General features: G+C 73.9%; 15 protein-coding genes. 9 read left to right on the forward strand and 6 right to left on the reverse strand.

Annotated features, from left to right (window positions below):
• Nucleotides 1-240: 240 nt before the first annotated feature.
• The gene (locus ACFYWL_RS27015; RefSeq protein ID WP_386978148.1) at nt 241-921 is read right to left on the reverse strand and encodes a hypothetical protein; all 681 of its coding nucleotides are present in this window, start codon (nt 919-921) and stop codon (nt 241-243) included.
• 69 nt (nt 922-990) lie between these two features.
• On the opposite strand from ACFYWL_RS27015, the gene ACFYWL_RS27020 reads away from it, so the two are divergent.
• The 3 genes from ACFYWL_RS27020 to ACFYWL_RS27030 all read left to right on the forward strand — a co-directional run bounded on the left by ACFYWL_RS27020 (nt 991) and on the right by ACFYWL_RS27030 (nt 5380).
• Complete coding sequence (locus tag ACFYWL_RS27020; protein ID WP_386978151.1) at nt 991-3609, forward strand: valine--tRNA ligase; 2619 nt, start codon at nt 991-993, stop codon at nt 3607-3609.
• 101 nt (nt 3610-3710) lie between these two features.
• A complete protein-coding gene (locus ACFYWL_RS27025; RefSeq protein WP_386978358.1) occupies nt 3711-4982 on the forward strand; it encodes a bifunctional folylpolyglutamate synthase/dihydrofolate synthase in 1272 nt (423 codons plus the stop codon).
• A complete protein-coding gene (locus ACFYWL_RS27030; protein ID WP_386978154.1) occupies nt 4979-5380 on the forward strand; it encodes a DUF4233 domain-containing protein in 402 nt (133 codons plus the stop codon). Before ACFYWL_RS27025 ends, ACFYWL_RS27030 begins: the two co-directional genes overlap by 4 nt.
• Nucleotides 5381-5539: 159 nt before the next feature.
• On the opposite strand, the gene ACFYWL_RS27035 is transcribed toward ACFYWL_RS27030, so the two are convergent.
• Complete coding sequence (locus ACFYWL_RS27035; RefSeq protein WP_386978157.1) at nt 5540-6922, reverse strand: VOC family protein; 1383 nt, start codon at nt 6920-6922, stop codon at nt 5540-5542.
• Between the two features lie 143 nt (nt 6923-7065).
• On the opposite strand from ACFYWL_RS27035, the gene ndk reads away from it, so the two are divergent.
• Entirely contained in the window at nt 7066-7491 is a 426-nt protein-coding gene (gene ndk, locus ACFYWL_RS27040) for a nucleoside-diphosphate kinase (RefSeq protein WP_386978160.1), read from the forward strand.
• A gap of 85 nt (nt 7492-7576) precedes the next feature.
• On the opposite strand, the gene sigJ is transcribed toward ndk, so the two are convergent.
• Entirely contained in the window at nt 7577-8683 is a 1107-nt protein-coding gene (gene sigJ / locus ACFYWL_RS27045; protein WP_386978163.1) for an RNA polymerase sigma factor SigJ, read from the reverse strand.
• Nucleotides 8632-9072: a carboxymuconolactone decarboxylase family protein gene (locus tag ACFYWL_RS27050; RefSeq protein ID WP_386978166.1), complete on the reverse strand. Its 441-nt coding sequence runs from the start codon at nt 9070-9072 to the stop codon at nt 8632-8634. Before ACFYWL_RS27050 ends, sigJ begins: the two co-directional genes overlap by 52 nt.
• A 217-nt stretch (nt 9073-9289) precedes the next feature.
• On the opposite strand from ACFYWL_RS27050, the gene ACFYWL_RS27055 reads away from it, so the two are divergent.
• The 3 genes from ACFYWL_RS27055 (at nt 9290) to ACFYWL_RS27065 (ending at nt 15399) form a co-directional block, all read left to right on the forward strand.
• A complete protein-coding gene (locus ACFYWL_RS27055; RefSeq protein WP_386978168.1) occupies nt 9290-10873 on the forward strand; it encodes an alkaline phosphatase D family protein in 1584 nt (527 codons plus the stop codon).
• A 365-nt stretch (nt 10874-11238) separates the two neighbouring features.
• Nucleotides 11239-14412, forward strand: a complete 3174-nt coding sequence (gene ileS / locus ACFYWL_RS27060; protein WP_386978171.1) for an isoleucine--tRNA ligase — start codon at nt 11239-11241, stop codon at nt 14410-14412.
• A 285-nt stretch (nt 14413-14697) separates the two neighbouring features.
• A complete protein-coding gene (locus tag ACFYWL_RS27065) occupies nt 14698-15399 on the forward strand; it encodes a lysophospholipid acyltransferase family protein (RefSeq protein ID WP_386978174.1) in 702 nt (233 codons plus the stop codon).
• 57 nt (nt 15400-15456) lie between these two features.
• Here ACFYWL_RS27065 and ACFYWL_RS27070 read toward each other — a convergent pair whose 3' ends face one another.
• Nucleotides 15457-16926: a cryptochrome/photolyase family protein gene (locus tag ACFYWL_RS27070; RefSeq protein ID WP_386978177.1), complete on the reverse strand. Its 1470-nt coding sequence runs from the start codon at nt 16924-16926 to the stop codon at nt 15457-15459.
• A 196-nt stretch (nt 16927-17122) separates the two neighbouring features.
• Nucleotides 17123-19411, reverse strand: a complete 2289-nt coding sequence (locus ACFYWL_RS27075; RefSeq protein ID WP_386978180.1) for a hypothetical protein — start codon at nt 19409-19411, stop codon at nt 17123-17125.
• A gap of 238 nt (nt 19412-19649) precedes the next feature.
• On the opposite strand from ACFYWL_RS27075, the gene ACFYWL_RS27080 reads away from it, so the two are divergent.
• Both ACFYWL_RS27080 and ACFYWL_RS27085 read left to right on the forward strand, forming a co-directional pair.
• A complete protein-coding gene (locus ACFYWL_RS27080; RefSeq protein ID WP_386978183.1) occupies nt 19650-21641 on the forward strand; it encodes a TIGR03960 family B12-binding radical SAM protein in 1992 nt (663 codons plus the stop codon).
• A 98-nt stretch (nt 21642-21739) separates the two neighbouring features.
• Entirely contained in the window at nt 21740-22453 is a 714-nt protein-coding gene (locus ACFYWL_RS27085) for a TIGR03936 family radical SAM-associated protein (protein WP_386978361.1), read from the forward strand.

The following is a 22453-nucleotide window of genomic DNA, read 5'->3' on the forward strand; positions in this document are numbered from 1 at the left end:
TGGTACTGCACTCGGGAGGGTGTGGGAGAGTAGGACACCGCCGGACATTCTTTCGTTCAGGGCCACCCCGGTTGGGGTGGCCCTGAACCGTTTCCGGCCCCGAACGGCGGGGGTATCTTCGGTGATCAAGAGGTTTGCGTCAGGCTGGAGATCCACTTTGACGCAAATCTCTTGATCACCGGAGCTGGGGGCGGGGCGGGGCCAGGGGCAGGGGCGGGGCGGGATCTGGGCCGGTGGGTATCAGGAGCGGGTCTGGATTCCCTCGCGGATCTGGCGTAGCAGGTCACCGGCGGAGTCCACGGGCCGACCCGGGAACATCGCCATCGCCACGCTGCCGTGGTCCGCCCAGCCGCAGATCGCGAAGTCGCCGCCCTCGCCGGTGGTCGTGCCGCACTTCATGACCCCGCCGAGCCGGCCGGGGGAGACCTCCCGCAGGCCGGTGACCTTCCCGGTCTCGTCCGTCATGAGGCGGAACAGGGTGTCCAGGTCGCGTTCCGGCTGCCACAGCAGCGTCGTACCGCCGAAGATGAGCACCGTCCGCTTGTCGTCGGCTGGGTCCCGGTAGACGGTGCCGAAGCTGCGGTCCAGGTCGATGTCGGCGGACAGGCCGTCACGCAGGTAGTCGGCGGTGCTGCGGGCGCGTTCGCTGTCGTCCCGGCGCAGGCCGGCGACGGTGTCGGGGCTGGACAGCTCGGTGTCCTTCTGCTGCGCCACCCGCCAGCCGGCGACGCCGAGCGCGCCCACCCCGGCGAGGCCGGCAGCCAGCACCACCGCGAGGACGATGCGCCGCCGCCGGGACCGGGGCGCACGGCCGGGGCCGTCCTCCTGGCCCTGGTCACCGAGCCGGATCGGTTCCTCGGTGAGGTCGATCGGCTCGGGCTCGTCGGTGAGCGAACGCTGCGTGAGATGCGCGTCGGACATAGCCGACACCGTACGCGAACAACAGGTGGCGCACGTCAGGTCCTCGGAAGCGCTCCGTAGACTTTGAGGGTGACCGAGAGACTGGATGCCCGACGCCCCGACGCCCCGACCCTGTCCGCCCAGTACCAGCCGGGCGAGGTAGAGCAGCGGCGGTACGAGCAGTGGGTAGCCGGCGGCCGGTTCCGGGCGTCGGCCCAGAGCGACAAGCCCCCGTTCGCCGTGGTCATCCCCCCGCCCAACGTCACCGGGTCGCTGCACATGGGCCACGCCTTCGAGCACACCCTCATGGACGCGCTGACCCGGCGCAAGCGGATGCAGGGTTTCGAGGCGCTCTGGCTGCCGGGCATGGACCACGCCGGCATCGCCACCCAGAACCTGGTGGAGCGGCAGCTTGCTGGGGAGGGCCTGTCCCGTCACGACCTGGGCCGCGAGAAGTTCGTCGAGCGGGTGTGGCAGTGGAAGGCCGAGTCCGGCGGCGCGATCCTGGGCCAGATGCGTCGCCTCGGTGACGCCGTCGACTGGGACCGGGAGCGTTTCACCATGGACGCCGGCCTCTCCCGGGCCGTGCAGACCATGTTCAAGAAGCTCTTCGACGACGGGCTGATCTACCGGGCCAACCGGATCATCAACTGGTGCCCGCGCTGCCTGACCGCCCTGTCGGACATCGAGGTCGAGCACACCGACGACGAGGGCGAGCTGGTCTCGATCCGCTACTCCCCCGACGTGGTGGTGGCCACCACCCGGGCCGAGACGATGCTCGGCGACACCGCCGTGGCGGTGCACCCCGACGACGAGCGGTACCGGCACCTGATCGGCACCGAGGTCGAGGTGCCGCTGACCGGCCGGCGTATCCCGATCGTGGCCGACGAGCACGTCGACCCGGCCTTCGGCACGGGCATGGTGAAGGTGACCCCGGCGCACGACCCGAACGACTTCGAGATCGGCCAGCGGCACGACCTGCCGGCCCTGACGATCATGGACGAGCGCGGGGTGATCACCGCCCACGGCCCGTTCCAGGGCCTGGACCGCTACGAGGCCCGGCCGGCGATCGTGGCCGCGCTGCGCGAGCAGGGCCTGATCGTGGCCGAGAAGCGGCCGTACGTGCACGCCGTCGGCCACTGCTCCCGGTGCAAGACCACGGTCGAGCCGCGGCTGTCGTTGCAGTGGTTCGTCAACACCGGCCCGCTGGCGAAGGCGGCCGGCGACGCGGTGCGCGACGGCCGGGTGAAGATCGAGCCGGCCGAGCTGGCGAAGCGGTACTTCGCGTGGGTCGACAACATGCACGACTGGTGCATCTCGCGGCAGCTCTGGTGGGGCCACCGCATCCCCGTCTGGTACGGGCCGGACGGCGAGATCGTCTGCGTCGGCCCCGACGAGGAGCCGCCGACCGGCGCGGGCTGGCACCAGGACGAGGACGTGCTCGACACCTGGTTCTCCAGCGGCCTGTGGCCGTTCTCCACCCTCGGCTGGCCCGAGCAGACGCCGGACCTGGCGAAGTTCTACCCGACCAGCGTCCTGGTCACCGGCTACGACATCCTGTTCTTCTGGGTCGCCCGGATGATGATGTTCGGCCTGTACGCGATGGACGGCCGGCAGCCGTTCGACGTGGTCGCCCTGCACGGCATGGTGCGCGACGAGCACGGCAAGAAGATGTCGAAGTCGTTCGGCAACGTGGTCGACCCGCTGGACTGGATCGACCGGTTCGGCGCCGACGCGACCCGGTTCACCCTCGCCCGGGGCGCCAACCCCGGCCAGGACGTCCCGGTCAGCGAGGACTGGTGCCAGGGCTCCCGCAACTTCTGCAACAAGCTCTGGAACGCCACCCGCTTCGCGCTGATGAACGGCGCGCACGTCGACGGCCCGCTGCCCGACGCCGGGCAGCTCTCCACCGTCGACCGGTGGATCCTGTCCCGGCTGGCGCACGTCACCGCCGAGGTGGACGAGCAGTTCGAGGCGTACGAGTTCGCGAAGGTCTGCGACCTGCTCTACCACTTCGCGTGGGACGACGTCTGCGACTGGTACGTGGAGCTGAGCAAGCCGGTGCTCGCCGAGGGCGGGCCGGGGGCCGACGCCACCCGGCGGGTGCTCGGGCACGTGCTCGACCAGCTCCTGCGGCTGCTGCATCCGGTGATCCCGTTCGTCACCGAGGAGCTGTGGACCGCGCTCACCGGCGGGGAGACGGTCATGACGGCCGCCTGGCCGGCTGCCGACCGTACCGGGATCGACGACGCCGCGGAGGGCGAGGTCGGCACCGTCCAGCGGGTGGTGACCGAGATCCGGCGCTTTCGGTCCGACCAGGGCCTGCGGCCCACCCAGCGGGTCGCCGCGCGGCTCGACGGCCTGGCCGGCGCGGGCATCGCGGGCCACGAGCGGCTGATCCGGTCGCTGGTCCGGCTCGACCCGCCCGCCGACGACTTCCAGGCCAGCGCCACCCTCGCCATGCCCGGCGAGGTGAGCGTCGCGCTGGACACCCGGGGGTCGATCGACGTGGCCGCCGAGCGGGCCCGGCTCGCCAAGGACCGGGCGGCGGCCGAGAAGGAGGTCGCCCAGGCCCGGGCGAAGCTCGACAACCCGGCGTTCGTGGGGAAGGCCCCGGAGCCGGTGGTCGCCAAGATCCGGGAGCGGCTGGCCACCGCCGAGGCCGACCTGGTCCGCATCGACGCCGCTCTGGAGGCGCTGCCCTCGTGACCGACCGCACCGACCGCACCGACCGCGCCCGTGGGGGCGACGACAGCCGCACCGAGTTCGCCGAGGTGGAGGCCGCGCTCAACGGGCGCGGCTTCACCCGCATGCACTTCGAGCTGGACCGCATCGAGACGCTGCTCGACCTGCTCGGCAGCCCGCAGCGGGCGTACCCGTCGATCCACCTCACCGGGACCAACGGCAAGACCTCGACCGCCCGGATGATCGACTCGCTGCTGCGGGCGTTCGGGCTGCACACCGGCCGCTACACCAGCCCGCACCTGGAGAGCGTGCGGGAGCGGATCAGCCTCGACGGGGAGCCGGTGGGCGAGGACCGGTTCGTGGCCACGTACCGCGAGATCGCCCCCCTGGCCGAGCTGGTCGACCAGCGCTCCGCCGAGCCGCTGACGTACTTCGACATGACGACGGCCCTGGCGTTCGCGACGTTCGCCGACGCCCCGGTGGACGTCGCGGTGGTCGAGGTGGGGCTCGGCGGCGCGGAGGACGCCACAAACGTGCTCCAGGCCGGGGTGGCGGTGCTCACCCCGATCGGGCTCGACCACACCGAGTGGCTGGGCGACACGCTCACCGACATCGCCCTGCACAAGGCCGGGATCATCCACAAGGGGGCCACGGTCGTCTGCGCGGCGCAGGAGGAGGAGGCCGCCCGGCCGATCCTCGAACGCTGCGCCGAGGTCGGCGCGACCATCGCCCGCGAGGGGTCCGAGTTCGGCGTGCTGCGCCGGTCGGTCGCCGTCGGCGGCCAGGTCCTGAACATCCAGGGGCTCGGCGGGGTGTACGAGGAGGTGTTCGTCCCGCTGCACGGCGCGCACCAGGCGCAGAACGCGGCGGTGGCGCTGGCCGCCGTGGAGGCGTTCCTCGGGGCGGGGGCGAAGCGGCAACTCGACGTCGAGGCCGTACGGGAGGGCTTCGCCGCCGTCAGCTCGCCCGGCCGGCTGGAGAAGGTGCGCACGGCCCCGACGATCCTGCTCGACGGCGCGCACAACCCGCACGGGATGGCCGCGACGGTCACCGCGTTGCAGGAGGAGTTCGCGTTCAGCAAGCTCGTCGGCGTGCTCGCCGTCCTCGGCGACAAGGACGCGGCGGGCCTGCTGGAGCTGCTGGAGCCGGTGCTCGACCACCTGGTGGTCGCCCGCAACTCCTCGCCCCGGGCGATGCCGGCCGAGGAGCTGGCCGAGCTGGCCCGGGAGGTCTTCGGGTCGGACCGGGTGGAGGTGGCCGAGGAGATGCCCGACGCGATCGAGGCGGCGGTGGCACAGGCCGAGTCCGACGTGCCCGGCGAGCTGGCCGGGGTCGGCGTGCTGATCACCGGTTCGGTGGTGACCGTGGCCGACGCCCGCCGGCTGCTCAAGCGATGACGTCCCCCGGGGAACGCCCGCAGTCGCCGGAGGAGCGTCCGTCGCCGGGCGGGCCGGGCCGGTCCGGGCTGCGTAACCCCGAGGGGGCCGTGCGTGGCCTGGGCGCGGGGACGCTGGGGTTGGAAGCGCTGGTGCTGCTGCTGGCCATCCAGCCGATCCGGGTGGTCGGCGGCGAGCTGAGCGGCGCGGCCATCGCGGTGATCGTGTTGTTGGCCGTGGCGGCGGTGGCGCTCGCCGGCATGATGCGCCGCCCGTGGGCGTGGCACGCCGGCACCGTGCTTCAGGGGGCGCTGATGCTCGCCGGGCTGCTGCACTGGTCGCTGCTGGTGCTGGGGATCATCTTCGCGCTGGTCTGGGGGTACGCCCTGCACGTGCGCCGGGTGATCCTCGGCCGCTGAGCCGCCCCGTCGCCCTGCCGTGCGCCCGCCCCGTCGCCCTGCCGTGCGCTCGCCCCGCGCCGCCGCGCGGTTCGCCGCGCCGCCGCCTTCGGGGCGGGCGGCGGTTAGGAAGGGGCCCCTGCTCTACAGAATGCGTTAACAGGGGCCCTTCCTTGCACCTCAGGCGTCGGCGCGGGTGCGCCACTGGGTGAGGGCCACGCCGTGGCCGTCCGGGTCGCGGAACGCCGCCGCCCACACCTCCAGCTTGGTGCCCCGGTTGACCACCCGGGGGGCGTAGGTGAACCGGACGCCGGACTCGCGCATCCGTTCGTACGCGCCCTGGATGTCGTCGACCTCCAGGTTGACGTGGACGAGCCGGCGGCTCATGGGGGCCGCGCCAGCGACCTCGCGCAGCACCAGCCGGGTCGCCCCGGAGGCGAGCACGGCGTTGCCGGAGCCCCGGTCGACCTCGGTGAAGCCGAGGGTGTCCCGGTAGAACTCCAGCGAGCGGCCCAGGTCGGTGACCAGCAGGGTGATGCCGACGCCGCTGATCGGGGCGGCGGCGTCGGCCGGCTCGGCCTCCGGGTCGTAGCCGAAGATCGCCTCGTCCAGCTCCGCCTGGTCCAGGGGGGCCGCCCGGGCGCCCGGGTCGTCCAGCGGCACGTCGATCGGGTCGAGGGGCGGGCGGGCGTCGACCGGGTCGGCGGGCGCGGGGCCCGCGTCGATGGTCTCCACCGGAACCGTCGGTTCGAACCGCTCGTCGGCCGGGGCGAACCGCTCCTCGGTCGCCGTGAACCGCTCCTCGGCCGGGGAGCGGGGGGCCGGGGTGGCCCGGCGGGGCAACTGGCCGGCGCTGGGCTCCACCAGCGTCCCCTCGAGCACGACCGGGCCGCCGGGGCGGTGGTGCATCACGACGGGCTCCCGATCATCCGGCAGCGGGCCGAGGTCGTCGCGCAGCGGGTGGAGGTCGTCGCGCAGCGGGTCGGACGCCGGCGCGTCGCGCGGGTCGTCGTGGAAGTCGTCGTCCGCGGCGCGGTCGGCCCACGGCGGCGCCTCCTGCCCGATGAGCACCTCGTCGACGGGATCGGCCGCGGCGAACTCGGGCGGCAGGTCGGCGACGGCCGCGGCGGCGGTCTCCGCGTGGGTGGGCACGTCGTCCCACAGGACCCGGACGTGGCGCTGGTCGTCGAGGGCCACCCGGATCGGCAGGGACTGGCCGACCGACGGCCACTTCGCGACCGACACCCTCGGCTCGATGATCTTCTTCGACCGGGGCGGCATTCCCGGTGCGTCGATGACCAGTTGCAGCTCGCAGCGGCCGAACGCGTACGTGGTGGGGGGCTCGGAGGCGCTGTGCACGTGCCCGACGCCGACGACCCAGGTGCGCCCGCCGCCGCGCACGGTGGCCAGCGCGATCGCCAGCACCACCAGCGCCACGCCCAGCGCCACGATCGCCCAGCTCGTCATGCCCAGCCCGAACAGGACGACGAAGGTGGCCACGGTGCCGAGCACCGCGGCGATGAGCTTGCGTACCGGCGCGATGGGTCGGTTCCCGTCAGCCACAGTGGACCTCCCTGGAGTCAAGGGCCAGGCTAGGCCGGATCGGCGACCCAGGGAAAGAGCAGCCGCCGCGCCGGCGCCGGGACCGGGTCGCTAGGCTGACCGTACCCATGCGAGCCGCCTTCCGCGCACAGGAGGAACCCAGCGTGTCCAGCAGCAGCCCGGACGAGCGCACCCTCGTCCTGATCAAGCCCGACGCGGTCCGCCGTGGCCTGGTCGGCGAGATCCTCTCCCGCTTCGAGCGCAAGGGCCTGCGGATCGACGCCATGGTGTCCCGGACGATGGACGGCGACTTCGCCGACCAGCACTACGCCGAGCACGTCGACAAGGCGTTCTACCCGCCGCTGAAGGGCTTCATGACCGGCGGGCCGCTGGTCGCCCTCGTGCTCGCCGGTGACCAGGTCATCGAGGTCGTGCGCGGCATGATCGGCAGCACCGACGGCCGCCGGGCCGCCGCCGGCACCATCCGCGGCGACCTCTCCCTGTCGAACCGGGAGAACCTGGTACACGCCTCCGACTCGACCGACAGCGCCAAGCGCGAGATCGCGCTCTGGTTCCCCGAGCTGGGCTGACCGGCTCCGGCGCGGGTTGACCGGCTCCGAGCCGCACTGACGGGTTTCCGACCGCGCGGGCGGCGGGGCCGGTCCCACGGCCGCCTCACCCCGCCAGCCGGGTCAGCTTGTCCGGGTTGCCGATCAGGTACAGGCCGGTGATCCGGTCGCCGGCGGCGGCCACGGCCAGCGCGTACCGCCGGCCGTCGGGCCAGCGGATGACGACCCCGGGCCGGCCGTTGAGCTCGGCCGGGGCGAGCTGGGGCGCGGGCCGGCGGCGGGGCCCGTGGACGCCGGCGAAGAAGCGGGCGACCCGGTCCGCCCCGCGCACCGGGTTGCGGGCCGACCGGACCCGCCCGCCGCCGTCGGCCCACACCGTGACGTCGTCGGCCACCAGGGCGGTCAGCCGGGCCAGGTCGCCGTCGCGGGCGGCGGCGAGGAACGCGTCGAGCAGCCGCCGCTGCTCGCCCGGGCTCGCGGTGAAGCGGCGGCGGCCCGCGGCGACCCGGTCCGTCGCCCGGTGGTGCAGCTGCCGGCAGTCCGCCGCCGACCGGCCGAGGATCTCGGCGATCTCCGCGAACGGCAGCGCGAACGCGGTGCGCAGCACGTACACGGCGCGTTCCGGCGCGGTCAGCCGCTCCAGCAGGTGCAGCAGCGCCAGGGAGAGCGAGTCGCGCAGCTCCGCGTGCTCGGGTGGCCCGAAGGGTGGTTCGACCGGCGGCCCGAAGGGCGAGGGCGCGGTGGCCACCGGCTCGGGCAGCCACGGACCGACGTACGTCTCCCGGGCCGCCTGCCGGGCGCGGAGCCGGTCGATCGCGAGCCGGGTGACCACCCGGGACAGGTAGCGGCGCGGCTCGGCCACGGCCGCCCGGTCGACGTCGAGCCACCGCAGGTAGGCGTCCTGGAGCACGTCCTCGGCGTCGTGCAGGCTGCCGAGCAGCCGGTACGCCAGCCCGAGCAGCATCGGCCGGTGCGCATCGAGCGTGCCGGCCGCCCCCGTCGTGCCGGCCGCCCCCGTCGTGCCGGCCGCCCCCGTCGTGCCGGCCGCCCCCGTCGTGCCGGCCGCCCCCGTCGCGTCGGCTGCCGTCGTGCCGGCCGGCTGCGGGGCCGGCGCGCGGCCGGGCCGGCACCCGCCCCCGGCCAGCCGCGCCCCCGCCGCCGTCACTCGTCCGTCGACGGGCGGCGGCGGGTGGCCGCCACGATCCGGTTCCACACGTTGATGGTGGCGATCGCGACCGTCAGGTCCGCCAGCTCCTTCTCCGACCAGACCTTCGCGGCGGCGTCCCACACGTCGTCGGGCACCCCGTGCTCGCCGAGGCGGGTGAGCGCGTCGGTGAGCGCGAGCGCGGTGCGTTCCCGCTCGTCGAAGAAGGGGGCCTCCCGCCAGGCGGCCACGGCGAACAGCCGCCGGCTGGACTCGCCCGCCGCGAGGGCGTCGCGGCTGTGCATGTCCACGCAGAACGCGCAGCCGTTCAGCATGGACGCCCGGAGCTTCACCAGCTCCAGCACGGTGTGGTCGACGTTGTCCCGGGCATAGCGCTCCAGCCCGGACACCGCCCGGTACGCGTCCGGCGCCACCGCCGTCAGGTCGATCCGGCTCATCGTGCCTCCCATCGTCGTGAGCATGCACCCGTCACGACGGGCGGCGGGGGCCCGGATGTGACGGATCGCGGTTGTGACGCGCGTCATCCACGTGCCGTGCGGGTGCCGGCGGCCCCGACTGGTCAGCCGGCCTTCCCCCGCCGGCCATGCGGTCCGCCGCAACAGCACACCTGCCCCCGGTACACCACTGGTGACCAACTTCCCGTGGAGGGGACAGATGACTTCTCTCGACCGACGTACCCTGCTGCGTGCCGGCCTCGCGACCGGGGCGGGCCTGGCCGGCGGCGCGCTGTTCGGCGCGGCCGGCGCCCAGGCTGCCGGTGCCGGCGCGAACCCGCCGGCCGGCGTGCCCGCCTGGCGGCCCGCCGGCCGGCCGGTGCTCACCCACGGCGTGCAGAGCGGCGACGTCACGGCCGACTCGGCGCTGGTGTGGACCCGCGCCGACCGGCCGGGCCGGATGTGGGTGGAGGTGAGCCGCCGGCCCGACCTGCGGGGCGCGCGACTGCTGCGCGGGCCGGTGCTCGACCCCTCCGCCGATTACACCGGCCGGGTGCGGGTGCGTGGGCTGCCGTGCGGCGAGCGGCTGCACTACCGGGTGTCAGTGGAGAGCCTGGACCGGCACGGGGTACGCAGCGAGCCGCTGGTCGGCTCGTTCGCCACCGCGCCCGGCGCGCACGGCCGGCGGGGCGTGCGGTTCGTCTGGACCGGCGACATCGCCGGGCAGGGGTGGGGCATCGCCCCCGACTTCGGCGGGATGCGGATCTTCCAGGCGATGCGGGCCGTCCGCCCCGACTTCTTCCTGTGCAGCGGCGACACCGTGTACGCCGACGGGCCGCTCGCCGAGTCGGTGACGCTGCCCGACGGCCGGATCTGGCGCAACCTGGTCACCCCGGAGAAGAGCAAGGTCGCCGAGACCCTCGCCGAGTACCGGGGGCAGTTCGCCTACAACCTGCTCGACGAGCACCTGCGCGCGTTCGTCGCCGAGGTGCCGCAGGTCAACCAGTGGGACGACCACGAGGTGACCAACAACTGGTATCCCGGGGAGGTCCTGGCCGATGCCCGCTACACCGAGCAGCGGGTGGACGTGCTCGCCGCGCGGGCCCGGCAGGCGTTCGGCGAGTGGCTGCCCGTGCCGGCGGGCGGGCCGCTGTACCGGAAGCTGTCGTACGGGCCGCTGCTGGACGTGTTCGTGCTGGACATGCGCACCTACAAGGACCCGAACGACGGCAACACGTACGCCGACCCGTCGCGTGGCCTGCTCGGCCCGGAGCAGCGGGCGTGGCTGGTCCGGGAGCTGAAGCGGTCCCGGGCGACGTGGAAGGTGATCGCCAACGACCTGCCGGTCGGCCTGGTGGTGCCGGACGGGGCGGCGCAGGAGGGCGTGGCGCAGGGCGACCCCGGCGCGCCCGCCGGGCGGGAGCTGGAGTTCGCCGAGGTGCTGGGGGCGGCGCACCGGGCCGGGGTGACCGGCATCGTGTTCCTCACGGCCGACGTGCACTACACGGCGGCGCACCACTACGACCCGGCGCGGGCGGCGGTGGCCGACTTCACCCCGTTCTGGGAGTTCGTCTCCGGGCCGGCGCACGCGGGCGCGTTCGGGCCGAACGCCCTGGACGGCACGTTCGGCCCCAAGGCGGTCTTCGTGAACGCCCCGCCGCGGGCGAACACGTCGCCGGCGGAGGGCTTCCAGCACTTCGGCGAGGTGGCCATCGACGGGGAGTCGGGCGCGTTCACGGTGCACCTGCGCGACCGCGACGGCGCGTCGCTCTGGACCACCACCCTGCCCGCCCCGGGCCGCTGACCTGATCTTGGACAGTTGTCGTCGCGCGGACGGCAACTGTCCAAGGTCTGAAGGCGGGGCGGGGGCGGGCGGGGGCGCGGTCAAGTCGGCGGCGGGCGACGCCGGGGATCGCGTATCCTTGACCCTCAGTAAGGCGACGACCCGGCCATCACCGGCGAGCCTCCGGAAGAACAGCCGGCGCGAACCGGCCCAGTAGAACCGGACGGGTCCGGCCCGTCACAGCCGGCAACGAGCGGGCGGTCGATCCTGGCCGTCAAGCGGGGTGGTACCGCGGGCCTGCCCCGGCGCGCCGGTGACGGCGTACCGGAAAGGGCTCGTCCTCGCAGACCCACACTGAGTGAGCTGCGCGAGGAGAGCGACCCCCGATGGCCTATCCGTTGCACGACCCGACCGCCGCCGGCGTCCCGGCGAGCCCCGACCTGCCCGCGGTCGAGCGCCGGGTGCTGGAGCACTGGGCGGCCGACAAGACCTTCGAGGCGTCCGTCGAGGCCCGCCCCGCCGGTGACGACGGCAAGAACGAGTACGTCTTCTACGACGGCCCGCCGTTCGCCAACGGCCTGCCGCACTACGGCCACCTCTTCACCGGGTACGTCAAGGACGCGGTGCCCCGCTACCAGACGATGCGCGGCCGGCACGTCGAGCGGCGCTTCGGCTGGGACTGCCACGGCCTGCCCGCCGAGGTCGTCGCCGAGAAGCAGCTCGGCATCACCAGCAAGGCGGAGATCCTCGACCTGGGCGTGGCCCGGTTCAACGAGGCGTGCCGCACCAGCGTGCTGGAGTTCACCCAGGACTGGGAGCGGTACGTCACCCGGCAGGCCCGCTGGGTCGACTTCGCCAACGACTACAAGACCCTCGACCTGGACTACATGGAAAGCGTCATGTGGGCCTTCAAGACCCTGCACGACAAGGGCCTGGTCTACGAGGGCTTCCGGGTGCTGGCGTACTGCTGGCGGTGCGAGACCCCGCTGTCCAACACCGAGACCCGGATGGACGACGTCTACAAGGACCGGCACGACCCCACGCTGACGGTGTGGTTCGAGCTGACCGCCGACGACTCGGCCCCCGAGCTGCTGCGCGGGCCGGTGCGGCTGGGCGTGTGGACCACCACGCCGTGGACGCTGCCGTCGAACCTGGCGCTCGCCGTCGGCCCCGACATCGAGTACGCGGTGCTGGAGCGCGACGGCGACCGTTTCGTCGTGGGCGCGGCGCGGCTGGGCGCGTACGCGAAGGAGCTGGAGGGCTACGAGCAGGTCGGCACCGTGCACGGCCGGGACCTGGTCGGCCGCCGCTACACCCCGCTGTACGACTTCCTCGTCGAACCGGCCGGCGGGAACGCGTACCAGGTGCTCGGGGCGGAGTTCGTCACCACCGAGGACGGCACCGGGATCGTCCACCTCGCCCCGGCCTTCGGCGAGGACGACCAGAACGTCTGCAACGCCGCCGGCATCCCGACCGTCGTCACCGTCGACGACCACACCCGGTTCACGGCGCTGGTTCCGCCGTACCAGGGCGAGCAGGTGTTCGACGTCAACAAGCCGGTGATCCGGGAGCTGAAGGAGCGGGGGGTGGTGCTGCGGCAGGACACCTACACCCACTCCTACCCGCACTGCTGGCGCTGCGACACCCCGTTGGTCTACAAGGCGGTGTCGTCGTGGTTCGTGGCGGTGACGCGGTTCAAGGACCGCATGGTCGAGCTGAACCAGCAGATCAACTGGACGCCGGGGCACATCAAGGACGGCTCGTTCGGCAAGTGGCTGGCCAACGCCCGGGACTGGTCGATCAGCCGCAACCGGTTCTGGGGCTCGCCGATCCCGGTGTGGAAGTCGGACGACCCGAACTATCCGCGCGTCGACGTGTACGGGTCGCTCGACGACATCGAGCGGGACTTCGGCGTACGCCTGACCGACCTGCACCGGCCGGCGGTGGACGACCTGGTACGCCCCAACCCGGACGACCCGACCGGCAGGTCGACGATGCGCCGGGTGCCGGAGGTGCTGGACTGCTGGTTCGAGTCCGGCTCGATGCCGTTCGCCCAGGTGCACTACCCGTTCGAGAACCGTGACTGGTTCGAGCACCACTACCCGGGCGACTTCATCGTGGAATACATCGGGCAGACCCGCGGCTGGTTCTACACCATGCACGTGCTGGCCACGGCGCTGTTCGACCGGCCGGCGTTCCGCAACTGCCTCAGCCACGGCATCCTGCTCGGCTCGGACGGGCGCAAGATGTCCAAGAGCCTGCGCAACTACCCGGACGTCTACCACATCTTCGACTCGTACGGCTCCGACGCGATGCGCTGGATGCTGATGTCGTCGCCGGTGCTGCGCGGCGGGGACATGCCGGTCACCGAGGGCGCGATCCGCGACGCCGTCCGGCAGGTGCTGCTGCCGCTGTGGAACGTCTGGTACTTCTTCTCGCTCTACGCCAACGCCGACGGGTACACGGCGCGCCGGCGGGTGGACTCCACCCACCTGCTCGACCGGTACGTGCTGGCGAAGACGAACGAGCTGGTCGCCACGGCGCAGGCGCAGCTCGACGCGTACGACATCTCCGGGGCCTGCGCCACGGTCCGGTCGTTCCTCGACGCGCTGACCAACTGGTACGTCCGCCGGTCCCGCGACCGGTTCTGGTCCGGCGACGCCGACGCGTTCGACACGCTCTGGACGGTGCTGGAGACGCTGTGCCGGGTGGTGGCCCCGCTGACGCCGCTGACCGCCGAGGAGATCTGGCGCGGCCTCACCGGCGAGCGGTCGGTGCACCTGACCGACTGGCCGGCGGCCGAGGAGTTCCCCGCCGACCACGAGCTCGTCGCGGCGATGGACGCCGTCCGGGACGTCTGCTCGGCGGCGCTGTCGCTGCGCAAGGCCAAGGGGCTGCGGGTGCGGCTGCCGCTGTCGAAGCTGACCGTGGCCTCGCCGGTGGCGGCGCAGCTGCGCCCGTTCGCCGACCTGGTCGCCGACGAGGTCAACGTGAAGGCCGTGGAGTTCTCCGAGGAGGTCACCAGCTACTGCCAGCAGGTGCTGACCGTGGTGCCCCGGGCGCTCGGGCCCCGCGTCGGCAAGCAGGTGCAGCAGGTGATCAGGGCGGTCAAGGCGGGCGAGTGGGAGCTGGTCGACGGCGCGCCCGTCGCCGCCGGCGTCACCCTCGCCGAGGGCGAGTACGAGCTGCGCCTCGTCGCCGCCGACGCGGAGCACTCCGCGCCGCTGCCCGGCGGCGAGGGCGTGGTCGTGCTCGACACCGAGGTCACCCCGGAGCTGGCCGCCGAGGGGCTGGCCCGCGACGTGGTGCGGGTGGTCCAGCAGGCCCGCCGCGACGCCGACCTGGACGTGTCGGACCGGATCGCGCTGACGCTGGCGGCCTCGGCGGAGGTCCGGGCGGCGGTGGCGGCGTACCGGGACTTCGTGGCCCGCGAGGTGCTCGCCGACGCCATCGAGGTGGTGGCGGAGGACGCCGACCTCGCCGGCCGGGCCGACCGCGCGGGCTTCGCCGGCGAGGTCGGCGACGGCGACCGCGTCACGGTGGTGGTGCGCCGCGCCTGAGGTGCAAGGAGGGGTCCCCTGTTAACGCTTTCTGTATAGGAGGGGGCCCCTCCTAACTGCCCCGGGCCGCGTCGCGCGATGGCCCGGGGCGGTGCCGGCCATCCGAGCGGGCGTGGCGGTCACGGAGCGGGCGCGGCGGCGACCCGTGCGGGCGGGCTCGACAGCGTCGGCTAACGTGACAACACCCGTGCCAGCACGGACCACCGGTATCGGCCGACCGCTGGTTACCGGCCCGACCGGCCGTCCCCGCACGACCGCCTGTCCCAGCACGACCCCGGAGGACCAGTGCCGCTGCTCTACACCATCGGCAAGCTCACCGTGGCGCCCACGCTCCGGTTGGCGTTCCGACCGACCGTGGAGGGTCTCGAGCACATCCCGGCGACCGGTGGCGCGATCTTCGCCGGCAACCACCTCTCGGTCGCCGACGAGCTGTTCCTCGGCACGGTCGTGCCCCGGCACCTGGCGTTCTGGGCGAAGTCGGAATACTTCAAGGGCACCGGTGTGAAGGGCGCCTTCTCCAAGTTCGTGCTCACCGGCCTGGGGGCGATCCCCGTCGAGCGGGCCGGCGGCCGGGCGGCGCTGTCCGCGTTCGACGCGGCGATCCCGGCCCTGCGGGGCGGCGACCTGGTCGCCGTCTACCCGGAGGGGACCCGCTCGCCCGACGGGCGGCTCTACCGGGGGCGCACCGGCGCCGCCCGGCTGGCCGTCGCGGCCGGCGTGCCGATCGTCCCGGTCGGCATGATCGGCACCGACAAGGCCCAGCCGATCGGCGCCCGGGTGCCCCGGCCGGGTAGGTCGAAGATCATCGTCCGGTTCGGCAAGCCGCTGGACTTCACCGGCCGCCCCGACGACCGGACGTCGCTGCGCGAGATGACCGACGAGCTGATGAGCGAGATCCAGAAGCTCACCGGCCAGGAGTACGTCCCGCGCTACGCCCCGCCGCGCGCCAACTCGCCGGCCGCAGGCGAGCCCCCGGCCGGGGCCTGACCCGCCGCCCGGGCGTGCCCGGCCTCCCGGGCCGCGCCGTGCCTGCGGGGCGGATCGTCACGGCGCGTCGTTGCCTCGCTGGCGTTCCTGCGCCACGACCCGGTCGACGTCCGCGAGGCGGTCCAGCTGCTTCATCGTGCGGGCCATCCGGGCGTTCGCCGGGATCCGGTCGCGGTTGCGGTGCAGGAACGCCCAGTACCCCGCCGTGTACGGGCACGCACCTGCGCCGAGACGCTTCCGCGGGTCGTACCGGCAGCCGCCGCAGTAGTCGCTCATCCGGTTGACGTACGCGCCGCCGGAGACGTACGGCTTGGTGGTCATCCGGCCCAGGTCGGCGTACTGGCTCATGCCGACCACGTTGGCGGTCATCACCCACTCGTAGCCGTCCACGAAGCGGGTGTGGAACCAGTCCACCAGCTCGGCCGGCCGCCAGCCACGTTGCAGGGCGTAGTTGCCGAGCACCATCAGCCGGGGAATGTGGTGCACCCAGCCGTGGTCGCGCACCCCGGCCAGCACGTCCGACAGGCAGTGCGCCTGCACCGCGTCGGCGTCCAGCTCCTGGAACCAGCGGGGCACCGGGCGGCGGGCGGCGAGCGCGTTGCTGCGCCGCCACCCGGCGCCGAAGTGCCAGTACAGGTGCCACACGAAGTCCCGCCAGCCCAGGATCTGCCGCACGAAGCCCTCCACGCTGGCCAGCGGCGCGCCCTGGCTGCGGTACGCCTGCTCCGCGCCCCGGACCGCGTCGAGGGGGTCGAGCAGCCCGAGGTTGAACGAGGAGGAGAGCATGCTGTGCGCCAGCCACGGGTCGGTGGAGAGCATCGCGTCCTCGTACGGGCCGAAGGCGGGCAGCCGGTGCCGCAGGAAGTGGCGCAGCCGGGCCTGGGCCTCCTTCGTGGTGGCCGGGAAGCGCCGTGGCCCGTCCCGGCCGACGAACCGAATGCCCTCCCGTTCCCAGCGGTCGAGGTCGGCGCGGACCTCGGCGTCGATGTCGTCCTCCTTCGGCACCGGCGCGGCGGGGACGGCGAGCCTGCCCTCCTTCGGCGGCGGCTCCCGGTTCTCGACGTCCAGGCTCCACCGGCCGCCGACCGGCTCGTCGCCGTCGACCAGCACCCGGTGGTGCTCGCGGGCGAACCGGTAGAACGCCTCCATCCGCAGCGCGCCGCGCCCCCCGCCGGCCCACTCGGCGAAGTCGTCGAGGCTGGTGACGAAGCCGCGCGGCGGCAGCACGGTCACCCCGTCCTGCCGGCGGACGAACTCCAGGGCCCGCCGGGAGGTGGGATGGCAGACCTCGACCGGCTCGCGGACCCGACGCAGCCCCTCCGCGTACGTCTCGGTGCGCAGGTAGGTGGCTTGCGCGCCGAGTTCGGCGGCGCGGTGGCGCAGCGCGGAGAGGATCAGGTGCGCCTTCTGCCGGTGGTAGACGCGGCGGCGGAAGACCGCCTTCGACTCGATCAGCAGGACCGGCTGGCGGCGGTCGTCGAGGAAGTGCGGCCCCAGCTGATCGGCGAAGAGCCAACGCCGCGACATGCCCCGATTGTGGCCCGGGCCGGTCGCCGTTCGGCCCGGAAGCCGGAAACCCGAGCGCCGGGACCACCGGTGCCGGTCCGCCGTCCGCCGGCCGTTGGCCCCCGCCGGCCGCCGGCCGCCGGAGAATCTTGGACAGTTCCCGTACGGAGCGGACGACAAGTGTCCAAGAATCCGGTGCCCGGTCGGGCGGGGCGCGTCACGTCGCGCTGGAGCCCACCTGCTGCGGGGTGATGATCTGTTCGCGCATCTCGTCGAGCAGCCGGGCGCTGTCGTCCACGGAGAGCTGGGAGAAGATCCCGTTGGTGAGGCTGCCGTGGTCGACCGAGGTGCAGACCACCACGTCTGTGCCGTCGAGCGCGCCGACGGCGCAGCGGGCGAACCGCCCCCGCACGTCGGTGTCGACCACCTGGGGATCGCCGAGTTGGTATCGCGGCTTGAGCCGGGCCAACTCGTCGTCCGCGTCGCTCTCGGGGGTCAGCCGGAAGCCGGTGCCGCCGAACACGACGGCGGGCTTGCCGGCCGACGAGACGTACACGCCGGCGAAGGTGTCCTCGGCCAGGAGGTGCGCCTCGCGCGTCTCGGCCTCGAGCTGATTCGCGGTGGTCTTGCTGCGGGCGTCCTCGCGCAGCGACAGGTCGGCGATCTGCGCCGGCAGCGCCGCCTTCGCCGGATACTGCTCCCACATCGGCTTCACCCAGTACGCGGGGCAGCCGCAGCAGCAGGCGATGCTCAGCAGCAGCACCCACGGCCAGCGCCGCCGGCGTCGGCGGGGCGCCTTCGGCGCGGGCGGGGGAGGGGCGGGCCGGCGTTGCTGCGGAGGCGGTGGCGGCGGTGCCACCGGGCGGGCCGCGGGCGGCGACACCGGCCGAGCCGGCGGCGACACGGGTCGGGGCGGCGACACCTGCCGGGCTGGCGGCGGCAGCGGCTGGGCCATGGGCGGCGGCGCGGACCGGGCGGCCGGCGGGGGGCTCACGGGCCGGGCCGCGGGCGACACGGGCCGGGCCGGCTGCGGCGGGGTCACGGGGTGGGACGCCGCCGGGGTGCCGCGACCGACGACGGGCGCCGAGCCGGCCGCCGGCCCCGGATACCGCCGGGTGGGTGGCGTCGCGGGATGCGGCGTGGTCGGCGGCAGCGGGGGCAGCTCGGCGGCGTGCAGGTCCCAACTGCCGGTGTCCACGCCGGCCCAGGGGTCCACCGGAACCTGGCTCTCCGGGGGCGGCAGCGGCCCGTGCCCGACCGGTGCGGGCGGCGGCGGAGCCGGGGTCGGTGGCGCAGGGGCGGGCGGGGTGAACATGACGGACTCCCCCCAGCTCCGCTTGCGCGGGGCCGGCGGCGGGACCGATGCGGACCCGCGCAAGCGGGGCGCAGGCGGCTCGGCGGCGGCGGGGTCGACGGTCGTCCGGTCCGGACGCGGGTCCAGCTTCGTGGCGTCCGGGCGGGCGGCGGATTCCGGGGCGTCCGGGCCGGTGTCCAGCCTCGTGGCGTCCGGGCGCGGGTCCAGCTTCGCGTCCGGGTGGGCGTCGATCCTCGTCGGGTCCGGGGTGGGGGTCGGCCTGCTGGCTCTGGCGCGGCCCGGGGCGAAGGCCGGCGGGGTCACGCCGGCCCGGCCGAGGGCGGGCCGCGGCGGCGTGGGCTCGACCCTGGTCGGGTCCGGGCCGGACAGCGGCGGGGTGGCGGAGCCGACCGGTCGAGGTGGCGCGGGAGGTGCCCCGTGGGCGCCGGCCGGATCGACCCGGGTGGGCTCCGGCCCCGGCGACGACCCGGGCTCCGGCGAGGCGTCCGCGACCGGGACGGTCGCCTCGGCGGCCCCGCCGTCGGGGAGCGCGGCGGTCCTGGTCGCGTCGGTTCCGTGGTCGATCGCCCCGTCGGTCACCTCCGTCCTGTCGCCGGTCGCCACCGCCTCGTCGCCGGTCGCCACCGCCTCGTCGCCGGTCGCCGCCGGCTCGTCGTCGGTCGCTACCGGCTCGTCGTCGGTCGCTCGGTCGGTCGCCGAACCGTCGGCCCTCACCTCACCGTCGGCCCTCGTCGTGCCGCCGGTCGGCGGCGCTCCGTCGGCGCCTGTCGCGCCGTTCGTCCTCGGCTCACCGTCGGTCGGCGTCTCCGGATCGGTCGGCGCGTGCTCGACGGCCGCCGTCTCGACCGGGGCCGTCGTGTCGTCGGTCGCCGTGGAGCCGGTCGCCGTCGTGTCGGTCGCCGTCGTGTCGGTCGCCGTGTCGTCGGTCGCCGGCTCGGCGGAGGGGACCTGCACGGCATCGACCGGCTCGACCTGCTGGGTGTCGACCTGCTCGGTGTCGGTCTGCCCGGCCTGCGTGGGGTCGGCCTGCCCGCTGTCGGTCGGCTCGGCGGAGCCGCGCGGGGCCGGTGCGACCGGCGATGGTACGGGGGAGGGGGCCGCCTCGTCGGCGACCGCCGGATCCTGGGCCCGGTCGACGGCCGGGGTGCCCCCGTCGGCCGGTCGATCTGCTCCCGGCTGCGGGTGCGGCATCGCGGCAATCTCCTCTCGCGCCGGTCCGAGGTTAGTACCGGCGTGCCACCGGCGGCGATCCGCCCACGTGCGGGGCGGCCGTGGCCAGGTTCATGGTTCGCGCGTGGACGCCGCGAGCCGGGAGACCGCCCAGCGGTGGCCGGGCCGCGCCGCACGGCCGGGCGTTCTTCCGGGTGGGGCCGGGCAGGCGGTGGGCGCGACGCGGCGGGCGGTGGGTGGCCGCGTACCCTTGGGCATCATGAGCGTTCCGTCCACCACGCCGCGTCCCGCCGTGGAGCCGTCGATCTGGCCCCGTCTGGAGCCGCTGCTGCCCCAGGTGACCAAGCCCATCCAGTACGTCGGTGGCGAGCTGGGCGCGGTGGTCAAGGGCTGGGACGCCGTGGCCGTGCGCTGGGCGCTGATGTATCCCGACGCGTACGAGGTGGGCCTGCCCAACCAGGGCGTGCAGATCCTCTACGAGGTGCTCAACGAGCTGCCCGACGTGCTGGCCGAGCGGACGTACGCGGTCTGGCCCGACCTGGAGAAGCTGATGCGCGCCCACGGCGTGCCGCAGTTCACCGTCGACGCCCACCGCTCGGTGCGCGACTTCGACGTGTTCGGCGTCTCGTTCTCCACCGAGCTGGGCTACACCAACCTGCTCACCGCGATCGACCTGGCGGGCATCCCGCTGCTGGCGGCCGACCGCACCGATGCCGACCCGGTGATCGTGGCCGGCGGGCACGCCGCGTTCAACCCGGAGCCGATCGCCGACTTCGTCGACGCCGCCGTGCTCGGCGACGGCGAGGAGGCGGTGCTGGAGATCACCGCGATCGTCCGGGAGTGGAAGGCCGAGGGCTTCCCGGGCGGCCGGGACGAGCTGCTGCTGCGGCTGGCCCGCACGGAGAGCGTCTACGTGCCGCGCTTCTACGACGTGGACTACCTGCCCGACGGCCGCATCCAGCGGGTGGTGCCGAACCGGGCGGACGTGCCGTTCCGGGTGCACAAGCGCACGACGATGGACCTGGACGCCTGGCCGTACCCGAAGAAGCCCCTGGTCCCGCTCGCCGAGACCGTGCACGAGCGGTACGCGGTGGAGATCTTCCGGGGCTGCACCCGGGGTTGCCGGTTCTGCCAGGCGGGCATGATCACCCGTCCGGTGCGGGAGCGCTCGATCACCACCGTGGGGCAGATGGTGCAGCAGGGGCTGGAGTTCTCCGGCTTCCACGAGGTGGGCCTGCTGTCGCTGTCGTCGGCCGACCACTCGGAGATCGGCGACATGTGCTCGGGCCTGGCCGAGCAGTACGCGGGCACGAACGTCTCGCTGTCGCTGCCGTCGACCCGGGTGGACGCGTTCAACATCGACCTGGCGCAGGAGTTGTCGCGCAACGGCCGGCGCACCGGGCTGACCTTCGCCCCCGAGGGCGGGTCGGAGCGGATCCGCAAGGTCATCAACAAGATGGTGTCGAAGGAAGACCTGATCCGCACCGTCGTCACCGCGTACACCAACGGCTGGCGGCAGGTGAAGCTCTACTTCATGTGCGGGCTGCCCACCGAGACCGACGCCGACGTCCTGGAGATCGCGGACATGGCGCACGAGGTGATCCGGGCGGGCCGGGCCGCCACGGGCAGCAAGGACATCCGCTGCACGGTCTCCATCGGCGGGTTCGTGCCGAAGCCGCACACCCCGTTCCAGTGGGCGGCCATGGAGCGGCCGGAGGTCATCGACGGCCGGCTGCGGCTGCTCAAGCAGGCGATCAACGCCGACCGTTCGCTCGGCCGGGCGATCGGCTTCCGCTACCACGACGGCGAGCCGTCGCTGATCGAGGGCCTGCTCAGCCGGGGCGACCGCCGGGTCGGCGCGGTCATCCGGCGGGTGTGGGAGAACGGTGGCCGGTTCGACGGCTGGAGCGAGCACTTCTCGTACCAGCGATGGGTGGACGCCGCCGCCGAGGTGCTGCCGGCCTTCGGCGTGGACCTCGACTGGTACACGACCCGGCAGCGCGACGAGCTGGAGGTCCTGCCCTGGGACCACCTGGACTCGGGCCTGGACAAGGACTGGCTCTGGCAGGACTGGCAGGACGCCCTGTCCGAGTACGAGCAGGACGACTGTCGGTGGACCCCGTGCTTCGACTGCGGCGTCTGCCCGTCGATGGACACCGAGATCCAGATCGGCCCCACGGGCAGGAAGCTGCTCCCGCTGACCCCGATCAACGGTGCCGGGCTGCGGATTCCCGCCCCCACCCCGCAGTGATCCCCCGCGCGGGATGATCAACCGATCCGAGGAGCACGACGATCAGTAGGAAACCACAGCCGGAGGGCGGGCAGGCGCCGGTCGTCCAGCGCGTCCGCATCCGGTACGCCAAGCGTGGGCCGTTGCGGTTCACCTCGCACCGCGACTTCGCCCGCGCGTTCGAGCGGGCGCTGCGGCGGGCCGGGGTGCCGATCGCCTTCTCCCAGGGCTTCACCCCGCACCCCAAGATCTCGTACGCCAGCGCGGCGCCGACCGGGGTGGCCAGCGAGGCGGAGTACCTGGAGATCGGGCTGCGGGAGCCGGTCGACCCGGGGCAGCTCCGGGCGGCGCTGGACGCCGCGCTCTCGCCCGGCCTCGACGTCCTCGACGCGGTCGTCGCCGCCGGGGGCAGCTTGGCCGACCGGATCGAGGCGTCGCACTGGCGGATCGAGCTGCCGGAGGTGGAGCCGGCCGTGCTGGAGCGCGCCGTGGCCGCCTTCACCGCGGCCGGGGAGGTTCAGGTCGAGCGGATGACGAAGCAGGGGCGGCGCACCTTCGACGCCCGGGCGGCAGTCATGAAGATCGATGTAGTCCGGTCCGTCGAGACGCCTTCCGGGGTACCGGGCGTGTCGTGTGCGATACTCGAACTGGTCGTCCGGCAGGTCACCCCGTCCGTACGACCCGATGACGTCCTTTCCGGCCTGCGCGCGGTGGCCGACCTGGAGCCGCCGGTCTCCCCGAGGGTGATCCGGCTGGCGCAGGGCACGCTGACCGCACAGGGCGAGATCGTCGATCCGTTGGACGCGGATCGCGACGGGGCAGCCATCGTGTGA

The sequence above is a fragment of the Micromonospora sp. NPDC002575 genome, from assembly GCF_042889525.1.
GTDB classification, from domain to species: Bacteria; Actinomycetota; Actinomycetes; order Mycobacteriales; family Micromonosporaceae; genus Micromonospora; species Micromonospora carbonacea.

Bases quoted from the DNA above. Each gene is read 5' to 3' on its own strand.
- ACFYWL_RS27015 (WP_386978148.1), bottom strand. From the start codon at position 921: ATGTCCGACGCGCATCTCACGCAGCGTTCGCTCACCGACGAGCCCGAG.
- ACFYWL_RS27025 (WP_386978358.1), top strand. From the start codon at position 3,711: ATGCACTTCGAGCTGGACCGCATCGAGACGCTGCTCGACCTGCTCGGC.
- ACFYWL_RS27030 (WP_386978154.1), top strand. From the start codon at position 4,979: ATGACGTCCCCCGGGGAACGCCCGCAGTCGCCGGAGGAGCGTCCGTCG.
- ACFYWL_RS27050 (WP_386978166.1), bottom strand. From the start codon at position 9,072: ATGAGCCGGATCGACCTGACGGCGGTGGCGCCGGACGCGTACCGGGCG.
- ACFYWL_RS27055 (WP_386978168.1), top strand. From the start codon at position 9,290: ATGACTTCTCTCGACCGACGTACCCTGCTGCGTGCCGGCCTCGCGACC.
- ileS (WP_386978171.1), top strand. From the start codon at position 11,239: ATGGCCTATCCGTTGCACGACCCGACCGCCGCCGGCGTCCCGGCGAGC.
- ACFYWL_RS27070 (WP_386978177.1), bottom strand. From the start codon at position 16,926: ATGTCGCGGCGTTGGCTCTTCGCCGATCAGCTGGGGCCGCACTTCCTC.
- ACFYWL_RS27075 (WP_386978180.1), bottom strand. From the start codon at position 19,411: ATGCCGCACCCGCAGCCGGGAGCAGATCGACCGGCCGACGGGGGCACC.
- ACFYWL_RS27080 (WP_386978183.1), top strand. From the start codon at position 19,650: ATGAGCGTTCCGTCCACCACGCCGCGTCCCGCCGTGGAGCCGTCGATC.